Annotated in this window: 22 protein-coding genes and 1 tRNA gene; 12 read left to right on the plus strand and 11 right to left on the minus strand. The window is 67.4% G+C overall.

Features of this window, described 5'->3' with window-relative positions:
* Positions 1-46 precede the first annotated feature (46 nt).
* Positions 47-748: an MOSC domain-containing protein gene (locus CHC02_RS18670; RefSeq protein WP_089392944.1), complete on the plus strand. Its 702-nt coding sequence runs from the start codon at positions 47-49 to the stop codon at positions 746-748.
* 329 nt (positions 749-1077) lie between these two features.
* Here CHC02_RS18670 and CHC02_RS18675 read toward each other — a convergent pair whose 3' ends face one another.
* On the minus strand, positions 1078-1779 hold the full coding sequence (locus CHC02_RS18675; RefSeq protein WP_089392945.1) for a cyclic nucleotide-binding domain-containing protein: 702 nt from the start codon (positions 1777-1779) through the stop codon (positions 1078-1080).
* 284 nt (positions 1780-2063) lie between these two features.
* Between CHC02_RS18675 and CHC02_RS18680 the strand changes: the two genes are divergently transcribed.
* The 3 genes from CHC02_RS18680 to CHC02_RS18690 are packed head-to-tail and all read left to right on the plus strand — an operon-like array spanning position 2064 to position 5307.
* Positions 2064-3353 carry an NAD(P)/FAD-dependent oxidoreductase gene (locus CHC02_RS18680; RefSeq protein ID WP_089392946.1) on the plus strand — a complete coding sequence of 430 codons (1290 nt, stop codon included), beginning with the start codon at positions 2064-2066 and terminating at the stop codon, positions 3351-3353.
* Between the two features lie 19 nt (positions 3354-3372).
* Positions 3373-3921, plus strand: coding sequence for a helix-turn-helix domain-containing protein (locus CHC02_RS18685; protein ID WP_089392947.1), 549 nt, complete (start codon positions 3373-3375; stop codon positions 3919-3921).
* Between the two features lie 36 nt (positions 3922-3957).
* A complete protein-coding gene (locus tag CHC02_RS18690; RefSeq protein WP_089392948.1) occupies positions 3958-5307 on the plus strand; it encodes a glutamine synthetase family protein in 1350 nt (449 codons plus the stop codon).
* 187 nt (positions 5308-5494) lie between these two features.
* Here the strand turns inward: CHC02_RS18690 and putA are convergent, their stop codons facing one another.
* Entirely contained in the window at positions 5495-9430 is a 3936-nt protein-coding gene (putA, locus tag CHC02_RS18695; protein WP_089392949.1) for a trifunctional transcriptional regulator/proline dehydrogenase/L-glutamate gamma-semialdehyde dehydrogenase, read from the minus strand.
* A 380-nt stretch (positions 9431-9810) separates the two neighbouring features.
* On the opposite strand from putA, the gene CHC02_RS18700 reads away from it, so the two are divergent.
* Complete coding sequence (locus tag CHC02_RS18700; protein WP_009615518.1) at positions 9811-9969, plus strand: YqaE/Pmp3 family membrane protein; 159 nt, start codon at positions 9811-9813, stop codon at positions 9967-9969.
* A gap of 313 nt (positions 9970-10282) precedes the next feature.
* Here CHC02_RS18700 and CHC02_RS18705 read toward each other — a convergent pair whose 3' ends face one another.
* Positions 10283-10768, minus strand: coding sequence for a BRO-N domain-containing protein (locus tag CHC02_RS18705; RefSeq protein WP_089392950.1), 486 nt, complete (start codon positions 10766-10768; stop codon positions 10283-10285).
* Positions 10769-11226: 458 nt separating this feature from the next.
* Between CHC02_RS18705 and CHC02_RS18710 the strand changes: the two genes are divergently transcribed.
* The 4 genes from CHC02_RS18710 (at position 11227) to CHC02_RS18725 (ending at position 12670) form a co-directional block, all read left to right on the plus strand.
* Positions 11227-11409 (plus strand): type II toxin-antitoxin system HicA family toxin, encoded by a 183-nt coding sequence (locus tag CHC02_RS18710; RefSeq protein ID WP_089392951.1) that lies wholly within the window; start codon positions 11227-11229, stop codon positions 11407-11409.
* 32 nt (positions 11410-11441) lie between these two features.
* Positions 11442-11846 (plus strand): type II toxin-antitoxin system HicB family antitoxin, encoded by a 405-nt coding sequence (locus CHC02_RS18715; protein ID WP_089392952.1) that lies wholly within the window; start codon positions 11442-11444, stop codon positions 11844-11846.
* Positions 11847-12065: 219 nt separating this feature from the next.
* Positions 12066-12380, plus strand: a complete 315-nt coding sequence (locus CHC02_RS18720; protein WP_089393007.1) for a toxin HigB-2 — start codon at positions 12066-12068, stop codon at positions 12378-12380.
* Positions 12380-12670 (plus strand): helix-turn-helix domain-containing protein, encoded by a 291-nt coding sequence (locus CHC02_RS18725; RefSeq protein WP_089392953.1) that lies wholly within the window; start codon positions 12380-12382, stop codon positions 12668-12670. Before CHC02_RS18720 ends, CHC02_RS18725 begins: the two co-directional genes overlap by 1 nt.
* A 71-nt stretch (positions 12671-12741) precedes the next feature.
* On the opposite strand, the gene CHC02_RS18730 is transcribed toward CHC02_RS18725, so the two are convergent.
* The 5 genes from CHC02_RS18730 to rpsU all read right to left on the minus strand — a co-directional run bounded on the left by CHC02_RS18730 (position 12742) and on the right by rpsU (position 21026).
* Positions 12742-12818 (minus strand) — tRNA-Ile (locus CHC02_RS18730).
* A gap of 16 nt (positions 12819-12834) precedes the next feature.
* The gene (locus tag CHC02_RS18735; protein WP_089392954.1) at positions 12835-16569 is read right to left on the minus strand and encodes a bifunctional diguanylate cyclase/phosphodiesterase; all 3735 of its coding nucleotides are present in this window, start codon (positions 16567-16569) and stop codon (positions 12835-12837) included.
* 119 nt (positions 16570-16688) lie between these two features.
* Positions 16689-18536 carry an RNA polymerase sigma factor RpoD gene (gene rpoD, locus CHC02_RS18740; protein ID WP_089392955.1) on the minus strand — a complete coding sequence of 616 codons (1848 nt, stop codon included), beginning with the start codon at positions 18534-18536 and terminating at the stop codon, positions 16689-16691.
* 78 nt (positions 18537-18614) lie between these two features.
* Positions 18615-20621 (minus strand): DNA primase, encoded by a 2007-nt coding sequence (dnaG, locus tag CHC02_RS18745; RefSeq protein ID WP_089392956.1) that lies wholly within the window; start codon positions 20619-20621, stop codon positions 18615-18617.
* Between the two features lie 189 nt (positions 20622-20810).
* Entirely contained in the window at positions 20811-21026 is a 216-nt protein-coding gene (gene rpsU / locus CHC02_RS18750; protein WP_003085057.1) for a 30S ribosomal protein S21, read from the minus strand.
* A gap of 203 nt (positions 21027-21229) precedes the next feature.
* Here rpsU and tsaD point away from each other — a divergent pair, with 203 nt between their 5' ends.
* Complete coding sequence (gene tsaD, locus CHC02_RS18755) at positions 21230-22255, plus strand: tRNA (adenosine(37)-N6)-threonylcarbamoyltransferase complex transferase subunit TsaD (RefSeq protein ID WP_089392957.1); 1026 nt, start codon at positions 21230-21232, stop codon at positions 22253-22255.
* A gap of 95 nt (positions 22256-22350) precedes the next feature.
* On the opposite strand, the gene plsY is transcribed toward tsaD, so the two are convergent.
* On the minus strand, positions 22351-22920 hold the full coding sequence (gene plsY / locus CHC02_RS18760) for a glycerol-3-phosphate 1-O-acyltransferase PlsY (protein WP_089392958.1): 570 nt from the start codon (positions 22918-22920) through the stop codon (positions 22351-22353).
* Between the two features lie 82 nt (positions 22921-23002).
* Between plsY and folB the strand changes: the two genes are divergently transcribed.
* Positions 23003-23356 carry a dihydroneopterin aldolase gene (folB, locus tag CHC02_RS18765; RefSeq protein ID WP_089392959.1) on the plus strand — a complete coding sequence of 118 codons (354 nt, stop codon included), beginning with the start codon at positions 23003-23005 and terminating at the stop codon, positions 23354-23356.
* Positions 23347-23883 (plus strand): 2-amino-4-hydroxy-6-hydroxymethyldihydropteridine diphosphokinase, encoded by a 537-nt coding sequence (gene folK, locus CHC02_RS18770; protein ID WP_089392960.1) that lies wholly within the window; start codon positions 23347-23349, stop codon positions 23881-23883. The genes folB and folK overlap by 10 nt, the downstream gene beginning before the upstream one ends.
* Before the next feature lie 83 nt (positions 23884-23966).
* On the opposite strand, the gene CHC02_RS18775 is transcribed toward folK, so the two are convergent.
* Entirely contained in the window at positions 23967-25208 is a 1242-nt protein-coding gene (locus CHC02_RS18775) for a multifunctional CCA addition/repair protein (protein ID WP_089392961.1), read from the minus strand.
* A 189-nt stretch (positions 25209-25397) separates the two neighbouring features.
* Positions 25398-25907, minus strand: a complete 510-nt coding sequence (locus tag CHC02_RS18780; protein ID WP_089392962.1) for a DUF4136 domain-containing protein — start codon at positions 25905-25907, stop codon at positions 25398-25400.
* Between the last annotated feature and the right edge of the window lie 54 nt (positions 25908-25961).

Genomic DNA, 25961 nt, shown 5'->3' on the forward strand with positions numbered 1-25961 from the left:
GGCTCTAGTCTAGTGCCTGTCCACTGCTGCAGACGGGTAGACAAAGGTGGAAGGCATCGTCATCCAGGGTGTTTTCATAGGTAAAGTCGAAGAGTGCTGGGGCGGCCTGGTCAGCGCCATCGACAAGCTCGAAACCCGCGAGGAAGTCTGGCTGGGCAGCGAAGGCCTGCCCGGCGACGAACAGGCCGACCTGCGCCACCACGGCGGCCTCGACCGTGCGCTGCACCACTACCCGGCCGAGCACTACCGCCACTGGCGCAAGCAGCACCCGCAGCAGCGCTGGCAGCAACCGGCCTTCGGCGAGAACCTCTCGACCTTCGGCGTGAACGAGGCCGACGTGTGCATCGGCGACCTGTTCCGCTGGGGCGAGGCGCTGATCGAGGTCAGCCAGCCGCGCTCGCCGTGCTACCGCCTGGGACGTCGCTGGAACCTCCCGGAACTGCCGCTGGAGCTGCAGCAGCAGGGCCGCTGCGGCTGGTTCTACCGGGTGCGCCGCGCCGGCATGGTCAGCGCCGCCGCGCCGCTGGAGCTGGTGCAGCGGCACTACCCGCAGCTGAGCGTGGCCAGCCTGTTGCGCTGGTACTTCGGCGAACCGCTGGAGCCCTGCGGCCTGCGCCAGATGATGGCGTGCGACGCGCTCTCGCTGCGCTGGCGCAAGACCGCCGCGCAACGCCTGGCCAGTGGCGTGGTGGAAGACTGGACGGCCCGCCTGCAGGGCCCCGAATGCCTGGGCAGCGGCCCCGCCTGAGGCGGCGGCTGCCCACAACCTGCCTCGCGCCCGCCCCCGGACGTCGTTTTGGTCCATCGGGGCGGCTTTTATTCCCGGCCGGGGCTGCGCGCCCCGGGGATGGCGGCGGCCTGTCGGCCGCATCGCGGATGAGTCCTACCCCGCCACCGCTGTCCCACCTGTAGGAGCGCGCCCTGCGCGCGATTCGCGGGCAGGGCCCGCTCCTACAATGGGGCGAGATGGGAGACGCGAATTTCGATCCAGTCACTCCCGCGAACGACGGAGCCCAAAAGACAGTTGCCGCATGGGGATCGCAGGCTCAACCCATCCTACGAGGGAGAGGCGGGGCCTCAGAGTTCGATCTCGCCCCCCGCCAGCGCGCACAGCTCGGTGAAGTCGACGATCTCCGTCTCCCGCCCGTTGACCCGCAGCAGGCCGTTCTTCTGCAGGCGGGTGAAGCTGCGCGACACGGTTTCCACCGCCAGCCCCAGGTAGTCGCCGATTTCGTGGCGCGACATGCTCAGGCGGAAGCGCAGGGCCGAGAAGCCGCGCTCGCGGAAGTGCGCCGAGATGTTCAGCAGGAAGGCGGCGATCCGCGAGTCGGCGTTGAGCCGCGAGAGCAGCAGCTTCATCTGCTGGTCCTCGCGGATCTTGCGGCTCATCATCAGCAGCAGTTGGTGCGACAGCCCGGGGATCTGCTGCGACAACTGCTCCAGCTGGTCGAAGGGGATCTCGCTGCACAGGGTGCTTTCCAGGGCGATGGCCGATACCGGGTAGCGCCCCTCGTCCATGCCGGAGAAGCCGAAGATCTCGTTGGCATAGTAGAAGCCGGTGATCTTCTCCAGGCCCTGCTCGTTGGTGGTCACCGTCTTCAGCGAGCCGGAGCGCACCAGGTAGACGTTGTGGAAGGTGTCGCCCTGGCGGAACAGGTGGTCGCCCTTGTGCAGCAGGTGGCCGGGCCTGATGATGGCTTCCAGCTCGAGGATCTTGTCGTCGCTGAGGGTGGGCGGCGCCAGACGGCAGTTCTTGCAGTACGGTTGCGGCTTCAGCATCTGATTCATCCGGTTATCCCCTGTACACCAGCGCTAACCGCGTCCGGCGGCCTTCTAAGAACATAGCAACAGATGGGCATCTGTCATCCGCGTGGACGGTTCGGCCCCGCTGTGGATGGGCTCGGGAGGTAGATGGGCACGGGGCGGGCCAATGCCAAGGCGCCGGCGGTTTTTCCCGGGATTGCATTGCCGCAGGTCAGGTCGAATTCGCGCCGGGCTGGCTTCGTGAAATTCGTTGTGTTAGTTTTCATGAAAAACAAGCATGATAATTTCACGAGGTCGCCATGTTCCTGCAATCCAGCCAGCCCGTCGGCACCTACTACGCCGCCGCCAACCCGGAGTTGCTGCAGCCCCGCGCGCAGCTGACGGATGCGCTGGAGGTCGAGGTGCTGGTGATCGGCGCCGGCTTCAGTGGCCTGCATACCGCGCTGCAGCTGGCCGAGGGCGGCCGCCAGGTCTGCGTGATCGAGGCCAGCCGCATCGCCTGGGCGGCTTCCGGGCGCAATGGCGGCCAGGCGCTGCCGGGCTGGTCCAGCGACCTCGGGCCGATCGAGGCCGACCTCGGCCATGAAGGCGCCCTGCGCCTGTGGCAGGGCATGCTCTGGGCGGCGCGCGAGATGCGCGACCTGCCGCAGCGCCACGGCTTCGACTGCGACTACCGCGTCGGCCACCTGTGGACCGCCGTGCTGCCGCGCCGCGTCGGCATGCTCGAGGAATGGCAGGGCGAGGCCGCGCGCCGCTGGGGCTACGAGGGCCTGCAGATGGTTTCCCGCGCCGAGCTGCCGCAGTGGATCGCCAGCGAACGCTACCTGGCCGGCCTGTACGACCCGAACTCCGCGCACCTCAACCCGCTGAAGCTGGCCTACGGCCTGGCCGGCGCGCTGGAGAAGGCCGGCGGGCGCATCTTCGAGCAGACCCGCGCGCTGCGCTACAGCGAGCAGGGCAACGGCTACGTCGTCGAGACCGAGCGCGGCAGCATCCGCTGCGCCGCCCTGGTGCTGGCCTGCAACGCCTACATCGACGGCCTGGACAAGGAAGTCTCCGCGCGCATCCTGCCGGTGGGCACCTACCAGGTCGCCACCGCGCCGCTGGGCGCCGAGCTGGCGCATTCGCTGCTGCCGCGGAACTGCTGCGTCACCGACAACCAGTTCGTCCTCGACTACTTCCGCCTGACCCCCGACCACCGCCTGCTGTTCGGCGGCGGCTGCACCTACCTGGGCGGCATGCCTTCGGACATCCGCGCGGCCACCCGGCCCTACGTCGAGCGGGTGTTCCCGCAACTGCGCGGGGTGGAGCTGGAATACGCCTGGGGCGGGCACATCGACTGCAGCATGCGGCGCACCCCGGACGTCGGCCGCCGCGGCGACCTCTACTGGCTGCAGGGCTATTCCGGGCATGGCGTGCTGCCCAGCCTGGCCGCCGCCCGCGCGGTCAGCCAGGCCATGCTGGGGCACGGCGAGGAGCTCGACCTGTACCAGCGCCTGAGCAATCCCGGCTTCCCCGGCGGCCAGCGCTTCGCCGCGCCACTGGAAGCCGTCGGCAAAGCCTGGTATCGCTTGCGGGACTTCTTCTGAACAGAGCCGGGCAGCGCCTATGCAAGAACACCAGAACGAACACCTCGCGACCCTGATCCGCGACCTGCGCAAGCACAAGAACCTGACCCTCGGCGCCCTGGCCGAGCGCATCGGCCGCTCGGTGGGCTTCCTCTCCCAGGTCGAGCGCGGCCTGTCGCGCCCGACCGTGGCCGACCTCACCGCCATCAGCGAAGCCCTCGGCGTGCCGACCACCTACTTCTACGCCGAGGGGCCCGCCCGCGAGCTGGCCTGGGTGACGCGCCCGGCCGACCGCCGCACGCTCTACTACGCCGGCGGCGTCACCGACATCCTCGCCTCGCCGAACATGTCCGGCGGCTTCTCCATGCTCGACAGCATCCTCGCCCCCGGCGCCACCAGCGGCGAGGACCACCTCAACGACAGCTCTGAGCAGGGCGGCTTCGTGCTGGAGGGCGAACTGACCCTCTGGTACCAGGACGAGACCGTCACCCTTTACCCCAACGACAGCTTCCAGCTGCCGCCGCACGCGAAATTCCGCTACGGCAACCTGACAGACAAACCAACGAGGGTGCTCTGGATCTTCACCTGAAGGCATCCGGCTGCGCCCGACACAGGCACCAAGAAGATGAACCGCCAAACCTTCCCCGACCTGCTCAGCGAAGTGCGCGCCTTCCGCGCCCAGTACCCGGACGTGCGCTACGTCGACCTGATCTGCCTGGACATCCCCGGGCACTTCTACGGCAAGCGCTACCCGGTGGACATGCTGGAGAAAGTCGCCGCCGGCTCGCCCCTGAAGCTGCCGCAGAACTGCGTGCTGCTGGGCGTGCAGGGCGGCCTGCACCCGATCGGCGACTACTGCTTCAACGACGGCGACCCGGACGCGCCGCGCCGGCTGATTCCCGGCAGCCTCAAGCCGGTGCGCTGGGAGAACCAGCCGCTGGGGCAGATGATCATCAGCTCCGACGGCACCGAGGCGCCCATCGAGTTCGAACCGCGGGAAGTGCTGGCGCGCGTGCTCAGGCGCCTGGAAGGCAAGGGCATCCGCCCGGTGGTGGCCTTCGAGCTGGAGTTCTACCTGTTCGACAGGAAGCTCAGGGACGGCCTGCCGCAGTACCCGCGCGACCCGCTGTGCGAGGACGAGGACGACCAGCCGAACATGCACATCGAGCGCCTGTCGCGCTTCTCCGACGTGCTCCACGAGATAGTCGAGGCCTCGCGCGAGCAGGGCGTGGACGCCAACGTGATCACCGCCGAGATCGGCCCCGGCCAGTTCGAGATCAACTTCGCCCACTGCGAGGACGGCCTGCACGCCGCCGACCAGGCCGCGCTCTTCACCCGCGCCACCCGCGGCGTGGCGCTCAAGCATGGGCACCGCGCCAGCTTCATGAGCAAGCCCTACCTGCACGCGCCGGGCAGCGGCATGCACGTGCACGTCAGCCTCTACGACCGTGACGGCCGCAACCTGCTCGACGGCGACGAACAGCGCCCGCTGCGCCACGCCGTGGCCGGCTGCCTGGAGCTGCTGCCGCATTGCATGCCGATCTTCGCCGCCAACCACAACGCCTACCGCCGCTACGGCTCGCGGGTGAACGCGGCGAGCAGGGCCAGCTGGGGCTTCGAGGACCGCGATGCGTGCATCCGCATCCCCGAGTCCGATGGCAGGAACCTGCGCATCGAGCACCGCCTCGCCGGGGCCGACGCCAACCCCTACCTGGTGCTGGCGGCCATCCTCACCGGCATGGAGTACGGCCTGGAAGCGGGCAAGGAGCCCATCGCCCCGCTGAACGAAGACCGCGACAGCGGCATCGACTTCCCCCGCGACATGCTCGGCGCGGTGGCGGCCATGGAGAACCACCCGGTGGTGAAGGAAGGGCTCGGCAGCGAGTTCGTCTTCGTCTACTGCGAGAACAAGCGCCACGACCACCTGGCGTTCATGGACGAGGTGAGTGCGCGGGAGTACCGCTGGTTCCTGTGAAGGGAAAGCGGCGGCGCGGGTAGCGCCGCCGCGGCGTCCACCGTTTGGGTGGACGCGTGGCCGGGAGGGCCGCAGTGGGAAGCCGCGCTACCGGGCGGGTAGCCCCCTCGGCGAGGGCGGTAGCGCGGTTCGCGCCGCAAGGGCGCGGGTATCGCAGGCGGCGCCCGGGTAGGGCGCCGCTTTCCCGTCAGCCGATGGTCATCAGGCTGGCGTTGCCGCCGGCGGCTGCGGTGTTCACGCTCAGGGCGTGTTCCACCAGCAGGCGCTCCAGCGGTACATCGGTTTCACCCTTGCCCAGGCCGTGCACGCCGACGATCGCGCCCTTGCGCTTGGCGGCCTGTTCGCACACCCCGCGCAGCTGGTCGGAATCGCCGTGGTGCAGGATGGCGTCGAAGGCGGTTTCGGCGGCGCTCCAGTCGTCGACCAGCTCGATGCGCTTCTGCACTTCCTTGGGCAGGTCGTCGCGCAGTTCGCGCTGGCTCGCCGGCCATACCGCCAGGCTGCCCACCGCCAGGGTGGCGGCCAGCTGCACCAGCAGGTCGGCGCGCTCCTCGGCGAGGTTAAGCACGCGCTCGCGCGGCAGCAGGGTGTAGGTGTTGCGCTCGCCGGTGGGGCCGGTCAGCACGTGGCAGCGGTAGCTCTGCGCCAGGCTGGCGAACTCGTCCGCCACCTTCGCCAGTTCCGGCTCCTGCCTGGCTGCCCAGTCGCGCAGCGCCTGCAGGGCCTTCTCGCGCTCGGCGGGGCGGGGCAGGGCCTGCACGTTGTCGCCGGCCAGCTGGCTGGCCACGGCGTCGCGCGGGCGGGTCGACAGCAGGCGGTACAGGTACAGCGGGCCGCCGGCCTTCGGGCCGGTGCCGGACAGGCCTTCGCCGCCGAAGGGCTGCACGCCGACCACGGCGCCGACGATGTTGCGGTTCACGTACAGGTTGCCGACGCGGGCGTTGCCCACCACCTGGCTGATGGTCTCGTCGATGCGGGTGTGCACGCCGAGGGTCAGGCCGTAGCCGGAGGCGTTGATCTGCGCCAGCAACTGGTCCAGGTCGGAGCGCTCGTAGCGCACCAGGTGCAGCACCGGGCCGAAGATCTCGCGCTTGAGTTCGTCGAAGCTGTCCAGCTCGATCAGCGTCGGCACCACGAAGGTGCCGCGCTTGAGCGCGTCGCCATTCACCCGGGCGGCCTGGAAGACCTTGCGGCCCTTGTCGCGCATGGCCTGGATGTGGCGGTCGATGTTGCCCTTGGCCTCGGCGTCGATCACCGGGCCGATGTCCACGTTCAGGTGTTCCGGCGAGCCGAGGGTGTATTCGGCCATGGCGCCCTTGAGCATCTGCACCACGCGGTCGGCCACGTCGGCCTGCACGCACAGCACGCGCAGGGCCGAGCAGCGCTGGCCGGCGCTGTCGAAGGCGGAGTTGATCACGTCCACCACCACCTGCTCGGCCAGGGCCGAGGAGTCGACGATCATCGCGTTCATCCCGCCGGTCTCGGCGATCAGCGGGATGGCGCGGCCCTGGGCGTCCAGGCGGCCGGCGATGTTGCGCTGGAGGATGCCGGCCACCTCGGTGGAACCGGTGAACATCACCCCGCGCACGCGCTCGTCGCCCACCAGGCGGGCGCCGACGGTCTCGCCGCGGCCCGGCAGCAGTTGCAGCACGCCGGCCGGCACGCCGGCTTCCAGCAGGATGCGCACGGCCTGGGCGGCGATCAGCGGGGTCTGCTCGGCCGGCTTGGCCAGCACGGTGTTGCCGGCGGCCAGGGCGGCGGCCACCTGGCCGCTGAAGATCGCCAGCGGGAAGTTCCACGGGCTGATGCACACCACCGGGCCCAGCGGGCGGTGGCTGTCGTTGGAGAAGCCACGGGCCTGGGCCGCGTAGTAGCGCAGGAAGTCCACCGCCTCGCGCACCTCGGCGATGGCGTTGGCGAAGGTCTTGCCGGACTCGCGCACCAGCAGGCCCATCAGTTGCTGCAGCTCGCCTTCCATCTGGTCGGCGGCGCGCTCCAGCACGGCGGCGCGCTCCTCCGGCAGGGTGGACTGCCAGATCGGCCCGCTGGCCTGGGCGCTGAGCAGGGCGTTGTTGACGTCCGCTTCGCTGGCCTCGAATACCTGGCCGACGACGTCGCGGTGGTCGGCGGGGTTCTTCACCGGCTCGGCCGCGGCGGGCGCCGGGGTTTCGCCGCCGAGCACCGGCTGGGCGACGTAGGCCTGGTTGGTGCTGGTCAGCAGCGCCGAGGACAGCGAGCCCAGGCGGTGTTCGTTGGCCAGGTCCAGGCCCGCGGAGTTGGCCCGGCCTTCGCCGTACAGGTCACGCGGCAGCGGGATGCGCGGGTGCGGCAGGCCGAGGGTGCCTTCCTGGGCGGCCATCTGCTCGACCTGCTGCACCGGGTCCAGCACCAGGTCCTGCAGCGAGATGCTGTGGTCGGCGATGCGGTTCACGAAGCTGGTGTTGGCGCCGTTCTCCAGCAGGCGGCGCACCAGGTAGGCCAGCAGCGTCTCGTGGCTGCCCACCGGGGCGTAGATGCGGCACGGGCGGTTGAACTTGCCGTCGGCGACCTTGCCCACCACCTGCTCGTACAGCGGCTCGCCCATGCCGTGCAGGCACTGGAACTCGTACTGGCCCGGGTAGTAGTTCTGCCCGGCGATCTGGTAGATGGCCGACAGCGAGTGGGCGTTGTGGGTGGCGAACTGCGGGTAGATGGCCTCCGGCACCGCCAGCAGCTTGCGCGCGCAGGCGATGTAGGAAACGTCGGTGTAGGGCTTGCGGGTGTAGACCGGGTAGCCCTCCAGGCCGTTGACCTGGGCCAGCTTGATCTCGCTGTCCCAGTAGGCGCCCTTCACCAGGCGGATCATCAGGCGGTGGCGGCTGCGCTTGGCCAGGTCGATGACGTAGTCGATCACGTACGGGCAGCGCTTCTGGTAGGCCTGGATGACGAAGCCGATGCCGTTCCAGCCGCTCAGCGAGGGCTCGAAGCACAGGCGTTCGAGCAGGTCGAGGGAGATTTCCAGGCGGTCGGCTTCCTCGGCGTCGATGTTGATGCCGATGTCGTACTGCTTGGCCATCTGCGTCAGGCCCAGCAGGGTCGGGTACAGCTCATCCATCACCCGGTCGTACTGCGCGCGGCTGTAGCGCGGGTGCAGCGCCGAGAGCTTGATGGAGATGCCCGGGCCTTCGTAGATGCCGCGGCCATGGGAGGCCTTGCCGATGGCGTGGATGGCCTGCTCGTAGGAGGCCAGGTAGCGCTTGGCGTCCTCGTCGGTCAGTGCGGCTTCGCCGAGCATGTCGTAGGAATAGCGGAAGCCGCGGCTTTCCATGTTCGCGGCGTTGGCCAGGGCCTCGCCGATGGTCTCGCCGGTGACGAACTGCTCGCCCATCAGGCGCATGGCCATGTCCACGCCCTTGCGGATCAGCGGCTCGCCGCTCTTGCCGATGATGCGGTTGAGCGAGGAGGTCATGCCCGCCTCGTTGTGGGTGGAGACCAGCTTGCCGGTGATCAGCAGGCCCCAGGAGGCGGCGTTGACGAACATCGACGGGCTCTGGCCCAGGTGCTGGCTCCAGTTGCCGTTGCTGATCTTGTCGCGGATCAGCGCATCGCGGGTGGCCTTGTCCGGAATGCGCAACAGCGCCTCGGCCAGGCACATCAGCGCCACGCCTTCCTGGGACGACAGCGAGAACTCCTGCAGCAGGCCCTGCACCAGGCCCTGGCGGCCGCCGGCGCTCTTCTGGTTGCGCAGCTTCCCGGCGATGCCCAGGGCCATCTTGTTGGCGGCCTCGGCCTTGTCCTGGGGCAGGCGGGCCTGCTCCAGCAACATCGGCAGCGCCTCGGTCTCGGGGCGGCGGTAGGCGGAAGTGATGGCGGCGCGCAGCACCGACTGCGGCAGGATGCTCTCGGCGAAGTCCAGGAACACCTGCAGGCCCTGCTCGTTCAGCGCCTCCAGCGATTCCTCGCCGGCCGCGGCGGCCAGGCCGGAATGCTGGGCGGGGGAGAGACCACCCTCGATCTGCTCCAGGTAGTTGAAGATCGCCTGCTTGATGATCCAGTGCGGCGTGCGCTCGATGGCCTGGGCGGCTTGCTTGAGGCGTTCACGGGTGGCGTCGTCGAGCTTCACGCCAAGGGTGGTGGTGGCCATGGTTGTACCTGTTATTGGAAAGTGGGCACGGCGGAAATGTGGCGAGAATTTAAACGTCGGACGACAAAGGTGCAACCAGGTGCAACCAGCCATTGGTCGAACTCGACGAACTGTGTAGAAAGGTGACCATGCCGGCAGATGCAGCGGATGCCCGGCGATCGCTGCAAGAAGCGGACCTTGCGGGCTATTCCGGGGAGTGGAGGCGCGCCGGCCAGGTGCGTGGACGGGGTTGCACCTTTTCGGCACGCAGCGGCCTGAGCCTGCGCACAACTATGGCCCGTCCATGGCATCCGGTCCAGGCGCGCAAAAGGATTGAACGCCAGCGAAGCGGCCGTGGTCGATGCTGGTGTCAGTAGCCACAGTTACAAGGAGCACCTGCCATGGACCTGATCCGCATCCTCATCGCCATCATCCTCCCGCCCCTGGGCGTGTTCCTCCAGGTCGGTTTCGGCGGGGCGTTCTGGCTGAACATCCTGCTGACGCTGCTGGGGTACATCCCGGGCATCGTGCATGCGGTCTACATCATCGCGAAGCGGTGAGGCGGGGCTCGGTCAAGGCTGTCGGCGCTAGAGCGAGGCCCGGCAGCCCTCTCCCTAACCCTCTCCCTGAAGGGAGAGGGGACCGTTGGGCAGATGCGGGCGTTTTGGAGTTAGCCGGTTAGCCAGGTAGGTTCCGGCTGAAACCATTATCTCTCTCGGCACGAACAAGCCCCCTCTCCCTTCAGGGCGGGGCGCGTAGCCGAGGGCTGGGGAGAGGGAACCCAAGTCAAAAGCCGCACCTGACCCAATCTTGACCCCCGTAGGATGGCGTTGAGCGCAGCGATACCCATCACCATGAATACCGCCCCCAACCCTACGACTCCCGCCGAACCTCCCGCTCCATCAACCCCACCGCATCCCCAAACCGCACCCACAGCTTCCCCTGCCAATCCAGCACGCTCAACTGCTGCCCCTGCACCCGCTTCACCCTTCGCCGCGGCAAATCCGGATCACTCTGTCGCGCATCCCGCAACGCCGGCGCCACCTCATTGCTCAACCACTGCCGCAAGCCCCGGTTCTCCGGGTGATAGAAATGCACCATCGGCAGCGCATACACGCCGCTCTCGCTGACCAGCCACTCACGCGTCACCTCTCCGCCAGCCGCCTGCAGACACTCGAACCGCTGCTGGTCGGCATCCAGTTTGTGGATAACCCGCGTGGACACATGGCTGTTGGTCAGCCGCGCCAGGTCCCGCCCGACGAACCACGCCTGGTTCTCGATCAGTACCGCCCTCAGGGGACGGCGATGGCGCAGGAAAACGGAAGGGACGAGAACGGAATCGGAAGTAGAAAGGGTCATGCTGTCGCTCCTTGCTGCATCGAAGAAGCCGCCACCCAGGCAATCCGGAGAAGGGAGGCGGACCGTGCAAGGGTGGAAAACCGGATAACGAGTAAGCCGGCCGGGCAAACGCCCGCCTCGCACGGTCCGCCACAGCGTACAGGGCACTACCGGCACGTCGTGCCTACTTCGCCCTGAGAGAGTGGACCGCTCGTTAATCAGGTTTCCACACCTGGCCACGTCTGATCCGTGGCAGAGCGAAAGCTACGCAGCCGTCTTGTAGGACGGCAACGCCAATTCCGAGTAGGGAATTTCCCTGTTTCCGGCGATCGCCAACCTACACACATATCCGCAAAGCCGCGCGTCCTTGAATTGCCGGGCGGCATCAGGCCGGCAATTCGAAACTCATGATGTATATGGTGTGTAGATAGTTCAGCGCTTGGTGTGTAGGCTACACACCAAGGCTGTGCGGAGGGACGATGCGCAGTCGAGAAATAATGGAGTTGATTCGTGCGGATGGCTGGTACCTGGTCGAGGTGAAAGGCAGTCACCACCAATTCAGGCACTTCACCAAGAAGGGCCGGGTAACGGTTCCCCACCCCAGGAGCAACCTGCCGATAGGAACCGTGAACAGCATCCTGCGACAGGCTGGCCTTCGATGATCCACCCGCCTGCGAAAGAGGAGAGCATCGCCATGAAATTCCCCGTGGTCCTGCACAAGGACGCCGATTCGGATTACGGCGTGACCGTACCCGACGTACCCGGCTGCTTCTCCGCCGGCACCACCGTCAGCCAGGCATTGGAAAACGTCCAGGAAGCCCTGGCCCTGCACTTCGAGGGCCTGGTAGCCGATGGCGAGGAACTGCCGCAAGCGCAGGAAGTGGACGTCCACATGGCCAACCCCGACTATGCCGGCGGTGTCTGGGCGGTGGTCGACTTCGACGTCACCCCCTACCTGGGCAAGGCCGTGCGATTCAACGCCACCCTGCCGGAAAACCTGCTGCAACGCATCGACGAGCGGGTGAAGCGCGACCACCGCTACGCCTCCCGCTCCGGCTTCCTGGCTACCGCCGCGCTGCGGGAACTGTCGTCGAGCTGAGCCGGCGCTGCTCAATCACGCGACTTCTGCGGGGAGCGGGGCGCATGGCAGGTCTTCCTGGGCGGTGAGCCGAATAAATCGATTATTCGGCTCATTTCATGAGCCGATTGCGCGAGCTATTCGGCTCGGCGTCCAACTGGGGCGATGAGTCTTGAAGTCATAGGTATCCGAGTCTATAGTTTTAATACGCCAATGGCGTACATGAGGGCAAGGGACGGCATGATCTTCATCGAAACGCCGATCTTCACCGAAGACCTTCGGGAGTTGCTCGGCGACGACGAATACAAGGACTTTCAGCAGTACCTGGCAGAGAATCCCCAGGCTGGTGATGTGATCCAGCACACCGGCGGGCTCCGGAAGGTGCGCTGGAAGGCGAATGGGAAAGGGCAGCGCGGTGGTGTTCGGGTGATCTACTACCACATGATGGCGGCCCATCAGATTCGGCTGCTATTGATCTATAGGAAAGGTGTGAAGGACGACCTGTCCGAGGATGAAAAGAAAGTGCTCCGCGATCTCAACAAAGGGTGGCAGTGATGGAAAAGAATCTCTTCAGCCGGCTCGTTCAAAGCATGGAGCAGATGAACGAGATCGACCGCGGCGAGCGTCAACCTTCGCGCGAGTTCCATGTGGATGCGCTGCAGGTCAAAAGCATCCGCCAGGCCACGGGGCTGTCGCAGGCGGCGTTTGCCAAGGCGATCGACGTCGCCCTGGGTACACTGCGGAATTGGGAGCAGGGAAGGCGGGAGCCGGAAGGTCCGGCCAAGGCCTTGTTGAGGGCGATACACAACGATCCCGAGCATGTTATCGCCGCCCTGAAACGCTGATCTCGTTCCAGGAAACCCGGGCTCGAAAACGTGAAAGCCGCGCAGTGCGCGGCTTTCAGGCTATTTAAGAGTGGTGGGCCCACACGGACTCGAACCGTGGACCAAAGGATTATGAGTCCTCTGCTCTAACCGACTGAGCTATAGGCCCCCAGAAGGCCGGCGGATTATACCGGCGTCCCTTGCGCAGTGCCAATCGGCTGCAGCGGGGTGAGGAAACGGGCTGCGAATTGTTCGGCCGGCAGGGGTGGGCTGAGGGCGTAGCCCTGGACCTGGTCGCAGCCTTCTTCGGCGAGGAAGCGTTCCTGCTCCTCGCGTTCCACGCCTTCGGCGATGATGGTGAGGTTCATGCTGCGGCCCAGGGCGATCACGGCGCGGGCGATGGCGGCGTCGTGGGGGTCGTCGGGCAGGCCGTGGACGAAGGACTGGTCGATCTTGAGGATGTCCAGCGGCAGTTGCTTGAGGTAGCTGAGCGAGGAGTAGCCGGTGCCGAAGTCGTCGATGGCCAGCTGCACGCCCAGGCCCTTGAGGGCGTGCAGGGTGTCCAGGGCCTCGTCGGTCTGGTGCATCAGGAAGTTCTCGGTGATTTCCAGCTGCAGCCGGGGGGCGTGCAGGTTGTAGCGTTGCAGCAGCTCGCGCACCTGGTCGACCACGTCGTGCTGGTACAGCTGGGCGCCGGCCAGGTTCACCGACAGCGGGCCGAAGGCGGCGTGGCTCTGCTGCCAGCGGCTCATCTGCCGGCAGGCTTCTTCCAGCACCCAGGTGCCCAGCGGCAGGATCAGCCCGGTTTCCTCGGCCAGGGGGATGAAGCGGTCCGGCGGGATGGCGCCGTACTTGGGGTGGCTCCAGCGGATCAGCGCCTCGGCACCCACCAGCGCACCGCTGTCCAGGGCCTGCTTGGGCTGGTAGTAGAGCTGCAACTGGTGGGTTTCCAGGGCGCGGCGCAGTTCGTGCTCCAGGGCCACGCGTTCGTTGGCCTGGAAGGTCAGCTCGCGGGTGTAGAACTCGACGCGGTTGCGGCCCTGGGCCTTGGCCCGGTACATGGCGGCGTCGGCGTTCTTCACCAGGGTGGCGACGTCCTTGCCGTCCACCGGGAACAGGCTGATGCCGATGCTGGCGCTGACGAAGAATTCCTTGTCGTCGGCGACGAAGGCGTGGCTGAAGCAGTTCAGCAGCTTCTTCGCCACGTGCTCGGCATCGCTGGCCTGGTGCAGGCCGGGCAGCAGGATGATGAATTCGTCGCCGCCCTGGCGCGCCACTGTGTCGATGTCGCGCAGTTGTTCGCGCAGGCGCCGGGCGATGGATTTCAGTAGTTGGTCGCCGACCGGGTGGCCGAGGCTGTCGTTGATGTGCTTGAAGCGGTCCAGGTCGAGGAACAGCACGGCGCCCAGCTGCTGTTCTTCCTGGCTTTCCTTCAGCGCGGTGGTCAGCCGGGTCTCGAACAGCAGGCGGTTGGGCAGGCCGGTGAGCGGGTCGTGGTGGGCCTGGTAGTCGAGGCGGGCCTGGGCGTACTTGAGCGTGGAGATGTCGGCGAAAACGCCGACGAAGTGGCTGGTTTCGCCGTTGTTGCCCCGCACGGCGCTGATGGTCAGCCATTCCGGGTAGAGCTCGCCGCTCTTGCGCCGGTTCCAGATCTCGCCCTGCCAGTGGCCTTCGGCGTTGAGGTGGTGCCACATGGCGACGTAGAAGCTGCTGTCGTGCTGCCCCGAGGCCAGCAGGCGCGGCGACTGGCCGAGCACTTCGTCCTCGCCGTAGCCGGTGATTTCGCTGAAGGCGCGGTTGACCGCGATCATGCGCTGGCTGGCGTCGGTGATCATCACGCCTTCGGCGGTGCTTTCGAACACGGTGGCGGCCAGGGTGAGCTTTTCCTGCATCTGTTGGCGTTCGGTGATGTCGCGGGCGATGGTCAGCAGGCAGTCTTCGCCGCTGATGACGATATGGTGAGCCGAGAGTTCGCAGAGCCGGGCGGCGCCTTCGCGGGTGCGGATGAAGGCGGTGAAATCCTGCACCGTCGAGCGTTCGCGGATCTTCTGCAGCAGGCGCTCGCGGTCCTGCGGGTCGGCCCACAGGCCCAGCTCCAGGGTCGAGCGCTCGCTGGCGCTCTCGCGGCCATAGCCGGTGATGCGGGTGAAGCCTTCGTTGGCCTCCAGCAGCAGGCCGTCGCGGATGCGGGTGATGAGCATGCCGTCGGGGGAGGCATGGAAGGCCTTGGCGAATTTTTCCTCGGAGGCGCGCAGTTGCTCCTGGGTCTGCTTGAGCTGGGAGATGTTGCGCGCCACCACCACCAGGGCGGGCGTGTCGTCCAGGGCCACGCGCTGGGCCGAGAGCAGGGCGGTGAAGCGGCTGCCGTCGCGGCGATGCAGGCTGATCTCGATGTTGTCGAGGTTCTCGCCCTGCAGGCGTTCGAGCATGCGCGGGCCCATGCCCGGTTCGCTCCAGATGTTCAGCTCGGTGGCGGTCTTGCCCAGGGCTTCGCCGGCGGGGATGCCGACCTGCTGCTCGAAGGTGCTGTTCACCGCCAGCAGGCGCCCGTCGATGCGCCGGGCCAGGACGATGATGTCCGGGCAGTGGTGGAACACCGAGGCGAATTTCTGTTCGGACAGGCGCAGCGCCTGCTCGGTGCGCTTGGCCTCGGTGATGTCGATCATCAGGCCGCGCAGGATGAGTTCGTCGCCGTGGCGGATGAGGGTGACGATGTCGCGGATCCACACCACGCGGCCGTCGGCGGCGAGCATCCGGTAGTCCAGGCTGTGGTTGCGCCCGGCGCGGCTCTCGGAGAAGCAGTAGCTCATCGCCTGCTCGGCGTCGGCCGGGTGCAGGGTGCGTTGCCAGAAGCCCGGCGTCAGCCACTCGTGCTGCGGGTAGCCCAGCAGCTCCTGGGCGTGGGGCGAGACGTAGGTGAAGCGGTTTTCCGACAGGCGCATCTCCCAGGCGATGGCGGCCATGCTCTCGACCAGGCCGCGGAAGTGCTGCTCGCTGTCGCGCAGGGCCTGTTCGAGTTTCACCCGTCGTGCCATTTCGCCGCGCAGGCGGCGGTTCATCGCCACCAGGGCGGCGACTATCGCCAGGCTCGCCAGCAGCACCGGCAGGCCAATGCTCAGCAGGTGCCGCGACCAGGCCGGCCGGTTATCCAGCAGGCCGCCGACCCAGGGCGCCTGCAGGGCTTCGACCTCGTCGCCGGTGAGTTCGGCGAAGAGTTTGTCGAGGATGCCGGCGAGCATCGCGTCGTTGCGCGGCACGGCCATGGCCAGCTGGTAGCGGTAGGGCGTCTCGCCGCTGATCTGGATGCCTTCGAGGCGGAGCTGGCGCAGGCTCCAGACGCTGGAGGCGAAGTCGCCGACGAAGGCGTCGACCTGCCCGGTGGCCAGTGCCTGCAGGGCTGCCGCGACGCTGGGCAGGGGCAGCAGGTTGAGGTCCGGGTGCTTGGCGATCAGCAGTTCATGGGGCGCATAGTGGTCGACCACGCCGACCTTCAGGCCGTACAGCGCCCTCAGGTTTTCCGGGTTGGGGCCATCCCTGCGGGCGAGGATGACGATGGGGAAGTCCAGGTAGGGGCGGGTGAAGGTCAGGTATTCGCTGCGTTCCGGCGTCGCCATGATGCCCGGCAGCAGGTCGACCTGGCCGTTGCGCGCCTGCTGCAGGACCTCGCTCCAGCTGCTCGGCTCGCTGGGCTGCATGCCGACCTGCAGGCGTTCGCTGATCAGTTGCACGTAGCTGGCGGCGAGCCCCTGGTAGTGGCCCTGGTCGTCGCGGAACTCGAAGGGTGGCCAGGAGGCGTCCACGCCCAGGCGCAGCTGCGGGTGCTGGCGCAGCCAGGTCCGCTCTTCGGGGGTGAGGGTGAGCGCGCTCGCCTGGGAAGCCCAGAATGCCAGGCACAACAGAACAACCTGCAGACGCGGCATGGAGGGCCTCGATCCGGGGGAGGGATACGCCGAAGTGTAGTCGGGCCCTCGCCGCTCCAGTAGCCCCCTGCCAGTATCCCTGAAAGAAAAACCCCCGGGCTGTGCCGGGGGTTCTTCGATCACTCGTCGAGGAAGGAGCGCAGGTGCTCGCTTCGCGACGGGTGGCGCAGCTTGCGCAGCGCCTTGGCTTCGATCTGGCGGATACGTTCGCGGGTCACATCGAACTGCTTGCCGACTTCCTCGAGGGTGTGGTCGGTGTTCATGTCGATGCCGAAGCGCATGCGCAGCACCTTGGCTTCCCGGGCGGTGAGGCCGGCGAGGACTTCGCGGGTGGCTTCCTTGAGGCTCTCGCTGGTCGCCACTTCGATGGGCGACTGCATGGTGGAGTCCTCGATGAAGTCGCCCAGGTGCGAGTCTTCGTCGTCACCGATCGGGGTTTCCATGGAGATCGGTTCCTTGGCGATCTTCAGGACCTTGCGGATCTTGTCTTCCGGCATGTCCATGCGTTCGCCCAGCTCTTCCGGGGTCGGTTCGCGGCCCATTTCCTGGAGCATCTGCCGGGAAATGCGGTTGAGCTTGTTGATGGTCTCGATCATGTGCACCGGGATGCGGATGGTGCGTGCCTGGTCGGCGATCGAGCGGGTGATCGCCTGGCGGATCCACCAGGTGGCGTAGGTCGAGAACTTGTAGCCGCGGCGGTATTCGAACTTGTCCACCGCCTTCATCAGGCCGATGTTGCCTTCCTGGATCAGGTCGAGGAACTGCAGGCCGCGGTTGGTGTACTTCTTGGCGATGGAGATCACCAGGCGCAGGTTGGCCTCGACCATTTCCTTCTTGGCGCGGCGGGCCTTGGCCTCGCCGATGGACATGGCGCGGTTGACGTCCTTGATCTCGGAGACCTTGAGGTCGACGTTGCTTTCCAGCGCGGAGAGCTTCTGCTGGTTGCGGATGACGTCGTCCTTCACGCGCTCCAGGGCTTCGGCATACTTCGGCTTGGCCTTGAGCACGCCGTCGACCCAGGATTCGTCGGTTTCCTGGCCGGGGAACAGGCGCAGGAAATCGGCGCGGGGCATGCGCGCGTCACGCACGCACAGTTGCATGATGGCGCGTTCCTGGCGGCGCACCTGGTCCAGGGCGTCGCGGACGCGGGCGACCAGGACGTCGAACTGCTTGGGCACCAGCTTGATCGGCATGAACAGTTCGGCCAGGGCGAGCATTTCCGCGTCGGCCTGCTTGCTGCCGCGGCCGTGCTTCTTCAGGGCCTTCTTGGTCTTTTCCAGCTGATCGGCGACCAGGCCGAAGCGGCGCGCGGCCTCTTCCGGGTCCGGACCGCCGTCGCCTTCGTCTTCGCTGTCGTCTTCGGACTCCTCGTCCTCTTCCTCGTCATCCTTGGCCTTGGCGCCAGCGCTGTCCTTGAGGTCGAGTTCCACTTCCTCGGCGGGCACCGAGCCGTCGTCCGGGTCGATGTAGCCGCTGAGGATGTCGGACAGGCGGCCGCCTTCGCTGACCACCCGCTGGTACTCGTCGAGGATGCCGTCCACCGCGCCAGGGAACTGGGCGATGGCGCTCATGACTTCGCGGATGCCTTCCTCGATGCGTTTGGCGATCTCGATCTCGCCTTCGCGGGTCAGCAGTTCCACGGTACCCATCTCGCGCATGTACATGCGCACCGGGTCGGTGGTGCGGCCGACGTCGCTCTCCACCGCGGCCAGCGCGGCGGCAGCTTCCTCGGCGGCGGCTTCGTCGGTATCGGTTTCGGCCAGCAACAGGGCATCCGCATCCGGGGCTGTCTCGAATACGTTGATCCCCATGTCGTTGATCATGCGGATGATGTCTTCCACCTGTTCCGGATCGGAAATATCCTCCGGCAGGTGGTCGTTGACCTCCGCGTAAGTCAGGTAACCCTGCTCACGACCACGGCTGATCAACTCTTTGAGACGAGATTGCTGTTGCGCTTTTCCGGACATAACACCCTATCCACTGAAGGTCTTGGCGGGCTGAAATAAGCCGAGGATTATACCAGATTCGAGGCTTCAGGCGCCAGTTCAGCTCTGGGGGCCTGGTGAAGAGGCGTTGCTGAAGTGTTCCCTCAATAGAGCTTTCTCTTCGTCGGTCAGTTCACTGGGGCTCTTCTGCATCACGCTGCGCAGCCGCGCCTCGCGGCTGTTGTGCAGTTGGCTGTGTGCAAGTGTAGTAATGGTGTCGCAGAACTGCTTTTCAAGATTGCCCTGGTCGATCAGCCATTCCTTTTCCGCCAGGGCCTGCAGCAGGCGCCCTTGCGGGGTGCCGTGCCAGCGCGCGATCAGTTGCATCGAGCGCTGCTTCGGGTTCTTCTGCAGCGCCTCGACGAGCGCCGCCAGCAACTGCGAGTAGGTCTGCCCTTCGTTGGCGAAATGGCTGGCGTCCTCGACCTTCTGCGCCAGTTGCGGGTGGTGCAGCAGGGTGCGCAGCGCGGTCAGGGTGGGGGATTCGACGCTGATCTCGGTGCGCGGCTGGCGCGGGGCGAAGTCGCCGCGCTTGCCGCCCTTGCCACCTTTGCCGTCCCATTTGCGCTCGCCTTTCCAGGGCTTCTTGCCCGGTTTGCCGCCGCTGAAGTCCGACGGCGCCTCGAAATAGCTGGCGCTGTCCTGGTAGCTGGGCTCGCCGTGATCGGCGAAGTGGCCTGCATCGTAGTCGCTGTATTCGTGCGCGTGGCTGTCCTGGGCGGCGTTCGGCGTGGCCTGGCCGTGCCCCTGGCCGCCGCTGGCGCGCGGCGCGTTCAGCTGGTTCAGCGCCTCGCCGCTCAGGCCGGTGATCTGGCCCAGGCGCTGGCGCATCAGCAGGCGCAGGGTGTTGCCGGGTATCTTCTCCAGCAGCGGGCCGGCCAGGGTCGCCAGGTGCGCCTTGCCTTCCAGGGTGCTGGGGTCGGCTTCCTGCATCAGCTGCTGGAAGAAGTAGTCGGCCAGCGGCTGGGCCTGGTGGGTCAGGCGCGCGCGGAAGGCGTCCGGGCCTTCGGCGCGGACCAGGCTGTCCGGGTCCTCGCCCTCGGGGAGGAACAGGAAGCGGATCTTGCGGCCGTCCTGCAGGTTCGGCAGGGCCGATTCCAGGGCGCGCCAGGCGGCCTTGCGCCCGGCCTGGTCGCCATCGAAGCAGAACAGGATGTTCGGCACCAGGCGGAACAGGCGCTTGATGTGTTCCTCGCTGGTGGCGGTGCCGAGGGTGGCCACGGCGTTGCGGATGCCCTGTTGCGCCAGGGCGATCACGTCCATGTAGCCTTCCACCACCATGATCTCGTCGAGATCGCGGTTGTTCTTGCGCGCCTCGAACAGCCCGTAGAGCTCCTGGCCCTTGTGGAACACCGGGGTTTCCGGGGAGTTCAGGTACTTGGGCTTGTCGTCGCCCAGCACCCGGCCGCCGAAGGCGATCACCCGCCCGCGGCTGTCGCGGATGGGGAAGATCACCCGGTCGCGGAAGCGGTCGTAGCGCTTGCCGCTGTCGGGGTTCTCCACCAGCAGGCCGGCGTCGAGCATGGCCTTGAGCTGCAGGTTGTCGCCGCCCAGGTGCTTGAACAGGTTGTCCCAGCCCGGCGGGGCGAAGCCCAGGCCGAAGTCGCGGGCGATCTCGCCGGTCAGGCCGCGGCCCTTGAGGTATTCCACCGCGGCCTTGCGCGCCGGGTGGCTCTTCAGCGCCTGGCGGTAGTAGTCGGCGGCGGCGCTCAGCAGCGGGTACAGCGGCGAGTCGGTGGGCTGCCGCGGCTTGCCGCGCCGGCCTTCCTCGCGGGGCACGTCCATGCCGGCGCGCTTGGCCAGGTCCTCGACGGCCTGGATGAAGTCCAGGTTGTCGTGGTCCATGATGAAGCCCAGCGCATTGCCGCCGGCGCCGCAGCCGAAGCAGTAGTAGAACTGCTTGTCGGGGCTGACCGTGAAGGAGGGTGTCTTCTCCTTGTGGAAGGGGCAGCAGGCGCTGTAGTTCTTGCCGGTCTTCTTCAGCTGGATGCGCGAACCCACCACATCGAGGATGTCGGTGCGGTTGAGCAGGTCATCGATGAAGGATTGCGGAATCAGGCCGGCCATAGACTCGTCGGGACGCAGGATGGACCCAGGCATACACCCAAGGCTGGCTTGGAGTATGACATTTCATGGGGCGTGAAAAGCAAAAAACTCCGAGCTTCGCCAGGCGCGAATCGGAGTGCGGTGTAGCCTTTCAGGCACTCGCCCGGCGAGTGGGCCGGGCGATGTGCAGAGCGTGCGGCTGAGTCGAACTCAGTACAGGCGCTCGCGGCGGCGCTGTTCGCGCTGCACTTTCTTGGCGTGACGCTTGACGGCGGCAGCGGCCTTGCGCTTGCGCTCGGCGGTGGGCTTTTCGTAGAACTCGCGGCTACGGACTTCAGCCAGTACACCGGCTTTTTCGCAGGAGCGCTTGAAACGACGCAGGGCTACGTCGAAGGGTTCGTTCTCTTTAACTTTGACGGCGGGCATCCAGGTCGTACCTTCAATGATTACCGGGGATTTATCGCGCTCCTGGCAGTAGGCACTGGAGACGGCGGTTTTCAAGGGTTGCGGATATTAACGGTTCGGGCTCAGGAATGCAAAGCCTCCGATCGAAAAACGCTGGTCGGTACCCGCAGCGGGCGATTATCATGCGCCGCTTCCCATTTGCCCAGAGTTGAAGGCTCGAACCCATGCGTGTGCTGGGGTTGGAAACCTCCTGCGACGAAACCGGCGTCGCTCTCTACGACAGCGAGCGCGGCCTGCTGGCCGATGCGCTGTTCAGTCAGATCGATCTGCATCGCGTCTACGGCGGCGTCGTGCCCGAGCTGGCCTCGCGCGACCACGTCAAGCGCATGCTGCCGCTGATCCGCCAGGTGCTCGACGAGGCCGGCTGCCAGAGCGGCGACATCGACGCCATCGCCTACACCGCCGGCCCCGGCCTGGTGGGCGCGCTGCTGGTCGGCGCCTCCTGCGCCCAGGCCCTGGCGTTCGCCTGGGGCATACCGGCGGTCGGCGTGCACCACATGGAAGGCCACCTGCTGGCGCCCATGCTGGAAGAGCAGCCGCCGCAGTTCCCGTTCGTCGCCCTGCTGGTCTCCGGCGGCCACACCCAACTGGTGCGGGTGGACGGCATCGGCCGCTACCAACTGCTCGGCGAATCCCTGGACGATGCCGCCGGCGAGGCCTTCGACAAGACCGCCAAGCTGCTCGGCCTGGGCTACCCCGGTGGCCCGGAGATCGCCCGCCTGGCGGAGAAAGGCACCCCGGGGCGCTTCGTCTTCCCGCGGCCGATGACCGACCGCCCCGGCCTGGACTTCAGCTTCAGCGGCCTGAAGACCTTCGCCCTGAACACCTGGCAGCGCTGCCGCGAGGCGGGCGACGACGGCGAGCAGACGCACTGCGACATCGCCCTGGCCTTCCAGCAGGCGGTGGTCGAGACGCTGACCATCAAGTGCCGCCGCGCCCTCAAGCAGACCGGCCTGAAGAACCTGGTGATCGCCGGTGGGGTCAGCGCCAACCGCGCCCTGCGCGAGCACCTGCAGAAGATGCTCGGCGAACTCCGCGGCCAGGTGTTCTACGCCCGCCCACGGTTCTGCACCGACAATGGCGCGATGATCGCCTACGCCGGCTGCCAGCGCCTGCTGGCCGGCCAGCACGACGGCCCGGCCATCGACGTGCGCGCGCGCTGGCCGATGGAGTCGTTGCCAGCCGTCTGACGACGGTGAGCCGAAAGCGACGAGCTGTAAGCTGCAAGCGGCGTGGTGCCACTTTTCGCTTGCAGCTTACAGCTTGTCGCTTGAAGCTCTACGCCCTAGAAATGCCTCTCGCGCCCGGCCAGCAGGTCGCGCAGGTTGCCGCGGTGGCGCCAGACGATGAGCCCGGTGAGGAAGGTCATCGGCAGCAGCGCCGCCGGCAGTTGCCAGGCCAGCAGCGGCAGGGTGAGCGGGGTGGCGACCAGCGAGGCCAGCGAGCTGGTGCGGGAGAGCTTGAAGGTGAGTAGCCAGGCCACTGCAGCGAGCAGCGCGGCCGGCGGGTAGAGCGCCAGGAGCATGCCGGCGGCGGTGGCCACGCCCTTGCCGCCACGGAAGTTGAAGTACAGCGGGTAGAGGTGGCCGATCACCGCCGCCACGCCGACCCAGGCCTCCTGCATCGCGCCCAGGCCGAACAGGCGGGCGACGAGCACCGGTACCAGGCCCTTGGCCAGGTCGCCGACGAGGGTGAGGATGGCGGCCTTTTTCCCGGCCAGGCGCAGCATGTTGGTGGCGCCGGGGTTGCCGGAGCCGCCGGCGCGCGGGTCGGCGGTGCCGAACAGGCGACTGAGGAGTACCGCGAAGGACAGCGAGCCGAGCAGGTAGGCGAGGATCGCCAAGAGCCAGACCATGGTTTCCACCGGGGACGAGACTGTCCCCGATTCTAGCGGGGTGGCGTACGCTTGTCGTGCACTGGCCTTGGAGCAGTAGCAAGTGGACAGAGTTTTTATCGAGGGCCTGGAAGTCGACACCGTGATCGGCGTCTACGACTGGGAGCGGGGGATACGCCAGTGCCTGCGCCTGGACCTGGACCTGGGCTGGGACATCCGCCCGGCGGCGGCCGATGACGACATCGCCAAGGCGCTGGACTATGCGGTGCTTTCCGAGCGCATCGGCGAGTTCGCCCGCGATGCGCATTTCCAGCTGGTGGAAACCTTCGCCGAGCGCCTGGCCGCGCTGCTGATGGCCGAATTCGGCATCCAGTGGCTGCGCCTGCGGGTGACCAAGCCGGGTGCGGTCGCCGCTGCCGCCGGCGTTGGCGTGGAGATCGAACGCGGATGCCGCTGACCACTGTCTTCCTCGGCCTGGGGAGCAACATCGAGCGCGAGCGCCATCTGCACGCCGGGCTCGAGGCGCTCACCGGCTTCGTCCGCGACCTGCGTTGCTCGCCGGTGTTCGAAAGCGAGCCGGTGGGCATCCGCAGCGGCCCCTTCATCAACCTGGTGGTGAGCGGCGAGACCGAGCTGCCGCTGGCCGAGCTGAGCCTGCGGCTGAAGCACATCGAGGCCGACAACGGCCGCTATGCGCCGGAACGCAAGGGCCTGCCGCTGGACATCGACGTGCTGCTCTACGGCGACCTGCACGGCGAGTTCGACGGCCTGGTGCTGCCGCGCGCCGAGGTGTTGAAGAACGCCTTCGTGCTCTGGCCCCTGGCATTGCTGGCGCCGCAGGTGCTGCACCCGGGGGCCGGCCGTGACTTCGCCAGCCTCTGGGCCGAGGCGGACATCGACCAGCGCCTGTGGCCGGTGCCTTTCCAGTGGCGCGGCACCGAGTTGACGCCGGCGGCGCTGATCGCGGCGCATCCGGCGGCCTGATCCGTAGGGCGGCCATCCGGTGGTCTGGGGCCGCCTGCTTTTCGTAGGAGCGAGCTTGCTCGCGAACCCTGGGCATATCTGTTCTACAGGTCTGCCTGCGGGGCGTGTGCGGTCTTGTAGGCCTTGAGCGCCTTCAGACGCTCGCGCTTGAGCGCTTCGCCCAGTTCCGCGCCTTTGAAACCTTTCTCCAGCAGCGGTTGCACCGCCACTTCGCGGGCCGCCTTGGCTGCGCCGCGCAGGTAGTCGGCCTGTGGATAAGCGCGCTTTTCCAGGCCGTGGCGGCCGCGGGCGTCCATTTCGCTGGCGGCGATGAATTCCTCGAAGCGCTGTGGCCGGCGGTAGACGTCGAAGGCCTGCAACAGCTCCAGCAGGGTGTTCGGCCGCAGTTCCAGGGCGCGGTGGGCGTGGGTGTGGTACTCGCCGACCAGGCGCGCCAGTTCCTGGCAGTCGCGTGGCACCTTGAAGCGGGCATTGACCGCGTCGATCAGCGGCAGGCCCAGGTGTTCGTGGGCGATGTGCCGCGGCCAGTCCTCCTGGCGGGTTCGCGCCTTGCCCAGGTCGTGGAGCAGGCAGGCCCAGCGCACCGTCAGTGGCTGGCGGTGCCCGGCGCACTGGCGCAGCACGGCCAGCAGGTGCTCGCCGGTATCGATTTCCGGGTGGTGCTGCGCGGGCTGCGGCACGCCGAACAGGGCGTCGACCTCGGGCATCAGCACGGCCAGGGCGCCGCAGTCGCGCAGCACCTGGACGAATACGTCGGGCCGGGCTTCCATCAGGGCGCGGGAGATTTCCTTCCAGCTGCGTTCGGGCGTCAGCGCTTGCAGCTCGCCGGATTCGGACAGCTCGCGCATCAGCGCCAGGGTCTCGTCGGCGACCCTGAAGCCCAGCGGCGCGAAGCGCGCGGCGAAGCGGGCCACGCGCAGCACCCGCAGCGGGTCCTCGACGAAGGCCGGGGAGACGTGGCGCAGCAGGCGGGCCTCGAGGTCGCGCTGGCCGCCGTAGGGGTCGACCAGCCGGCCGTTATCGTCCTCGGCCATGGCGTTGATGGTGAGGTCACGGCGTACCAGGTCTTCTTCCAGAGTCACGTCGGGGCTGGCGTAGAAGGTGAAGCCGCCGTAGCCGCGGCCGCTCTTGCGCTCGGTGCGAGCCAGGGCGTATTCCTCGCCGGTCTGCGGGTGGAGGAACACCGGGAAGTCGGCGCCCACCGGGCGGTAGCCCTTCTCGAGCATGTCTTCGGCGCTGGCGCCGACCACGACCCAGTCGGTATCGCTGACCGGCTGGCCGAGCAGACGGTCACGCACGGCGCCGCCTACCTTGTAGATCTGCATGAAGCTTTCTCCTGTCAGGGGGATAGCTTCGGGCTTCGTAACGCAGGGGGCAAGCCTGTAGGAGCGCGCCCTGCGCGCGAATCGCGGGCAGGGCCCGCTCCTACAGGGAATTGCGTGGGTGGGGCGTAGGAGCGGATCTCATCCGCGAATCGCGCCGGAACCTCCGGCTATCGCGGACAAGGTCCGCTCCTACGGAGTGGCTTGGGGAATCTGCTCGACCAACGCCTCCACCGCGTGGCGCAGCAGGTCGCTGCTGGCGTGGGCCGGGCTCAGGCCGGTGCTGACGGTGCCTTCCCAGAGCACCTGGTCGCGCAGGTCGGTCAGGCGCACGCGCAGGGTGCCGGTCTCGTCGCGCAGGCGGTGGATGGCGAGGTAGGGCCCCAGGGCCTGGGGCGGCGGCACGTCGACCTTGAATTCCAGCGGCGCGTCGCGCAGGGCCAGCCAGTAGTAGACGCGCAGTTGCGCGCTGCCGGCCTCGCGGTAGCCGCGCTGCTCCAGGCCCTGGCGCAGCCAGGCGTTGATCAGCGGGTAGCGGCTGGCGTAGGGCAGGGCGTCGACGGCGTTTTCCGGGGGCATCAGCTGGAAGGCCTGCAGGCCGGCCAGGCGACTGTCCGCCGCCTGGGTCACCCGGGCCTGGGGGATCTGCGTGGTGCAGGTCGCGAGAGCGAGGCAGAGCAGGAGGATGGCGAAGAGACGCATGGCGACCTCGGCTGGGCTTGGCGCCATGCTCGGTCCTGCCCCGGGGGCGGTCAA

The sequence above is a fragment of the Pseudomonas delhiensis genome (genome assembly GCF_900187975.1).
GTDB lineage: Bacteria > Pseudomonadota > Gammaproteobacteria > Pseudomonadales > Pseudomonadaceae > Pseudomonas > Pseudomonas delhiensis.

Excerpts from the sequence above, each read along its gene's own strand:
- CHC02_RS18675 (WP_089392945.1), bottom strand. The coding sequence starts at position 1,779 with ATGCTGAAGCCGCAACCGTACTGCAAGAACTGCCGTCTGGCGCCGCCC.
- CHC02_RS18680 (WP_089392946.1), top strand. The coding sequence starts at position 2,064 with ATGTTCCTGCAATCCAGCCAGCCCGTCGGCACCTACTACGCCGCCGCC.
- CHC02_RS18685 (WP_089392947.1), top strand. The coding sequence starts at position 3,373 with ATGCAAGAACACCAGAACGAACACCTCGCGACCCTGATCCGCGACCTG.
- CHC02_RS18690 (WP_089392948.1), top strand. The coding sequence starts at position 3,958 with ATGAACCGCCAAACCTTCCCCGACCTGCTCAGCGAAGTGCGCGCCTTC.
- putA (WP_089392949.1), bottom strand. The coding sequence starts at position 9,430 with ATGGCCACCACCACCCTTGGCGTGAAGCTCGACGACGCCACCCGTGAA.
- CHC02_RS18700 (WP_009615518.1), top strand. The coding sequence starts at position 9,811 with ATGGACCTGATCCGCATCCTCATCGCCATCATCCTCCCGCCCCTGGGC.
- CHC02_RS18705 (WP_089392950.1), bottom strand. The coding sequence starts at position 10,768 with ATGACCCTTTCTACTTCCGATTCCGTTCTCGTCCCTTCCGTTTTCCTG.
- CHC02_RS18710 (WP_089392951.1), top strand. The coding sequence starts at position 11,227 with ATGCGCAGTCGAGAAATAATGGAGTTGATTCGTGCGGATGGCTGGTAC.
- CHC02_RS18715 (WP_089392952.1), top strand. The coding sequence starts at position 11,442 with ATGAAATTCCCCGTGGTCCTGCACAAGGACGCCGATTCGGATTACGGC.
- CHC02_RS18720 (WP_089393007.1), top strand. The coding sequence starts at position 12,066 with ATGATCTTCATCGAAACGCCGATCTTCACCGAAGACCTTCGGGAGTTG.
- CHC02_RS18725 (WP_089392953.1), top strand. The coding sequence starts at position 12,380 with ATGGAAAAGAATCTCTTCAGCCGGCTCGTTCAAAGCATGGAGCAGATG.
- CHC02_RS18735 (WP_089392954.1), bottom strand. The coding sequence starts at position 16,569 with ATGCCGCGTCTGCAGGTTGTTCTGTTGTGCCTGGCATTCTGGGCTTCC.
- rpoD (WP_089392955.1), bottom strand. The coding sequence starts at position 18,536 with ATGTCCGGAAAAGCGCAACAGCAATCTCGTCTCAAAGAGTTGATCAGC.
- dnaG (WP_089392956.1), bottom strand. The coding sequence starts at position 20,621 with ATGGCCGGCCTGATTCCGCAATCCTTCATCGATGACCTGCTCAACCGC.
- rpsU (WP_003085057.1), bottom strand. The coding sequence starts at position 21,026 with ATGCCCGCCGTCAAAGTTAAAGAGAACGAACCCTTCGACGTAGCCCTG.
- tsaD (WP_089392957.1), top strand. The coding sequence starts at position 21,230 with ATGCGTGTGCTGGGGTTGGAAACCTCCTGCGACGAAACCGGCGTCGCT.
- plsY (WP_089392958.1), bottom strand. The coding sequence starts at position 22,920 with ATGGTCTGGCTCTTGGCGATCCTCGCCTACCTGCTCGGCTCGCTGTCC.
- folK (WP_089392960.1), top strand. The coding sequence starts at position 23,347 with ATGCCGCTGACCACTGTCTTCCTCGGCCTGGGGAGCAACATCGAGCGC.
- CHC02_RS18775 (WP_089392961.1), bottom strand. The coding sequence starts at position 25,208 with ATGCAGATCTACAAGGTAGGCGGCGCCGTGCGTGACCGTCTGCTCGGC.
- CHC02_RS18780 (WP_089392962.1), bottom strand. The coding sequence starts at position 25,907 with ATGCGTCTCTTCGCCATCCTCCTGCTCTGCCTCGCTCTCGCGACCTGC.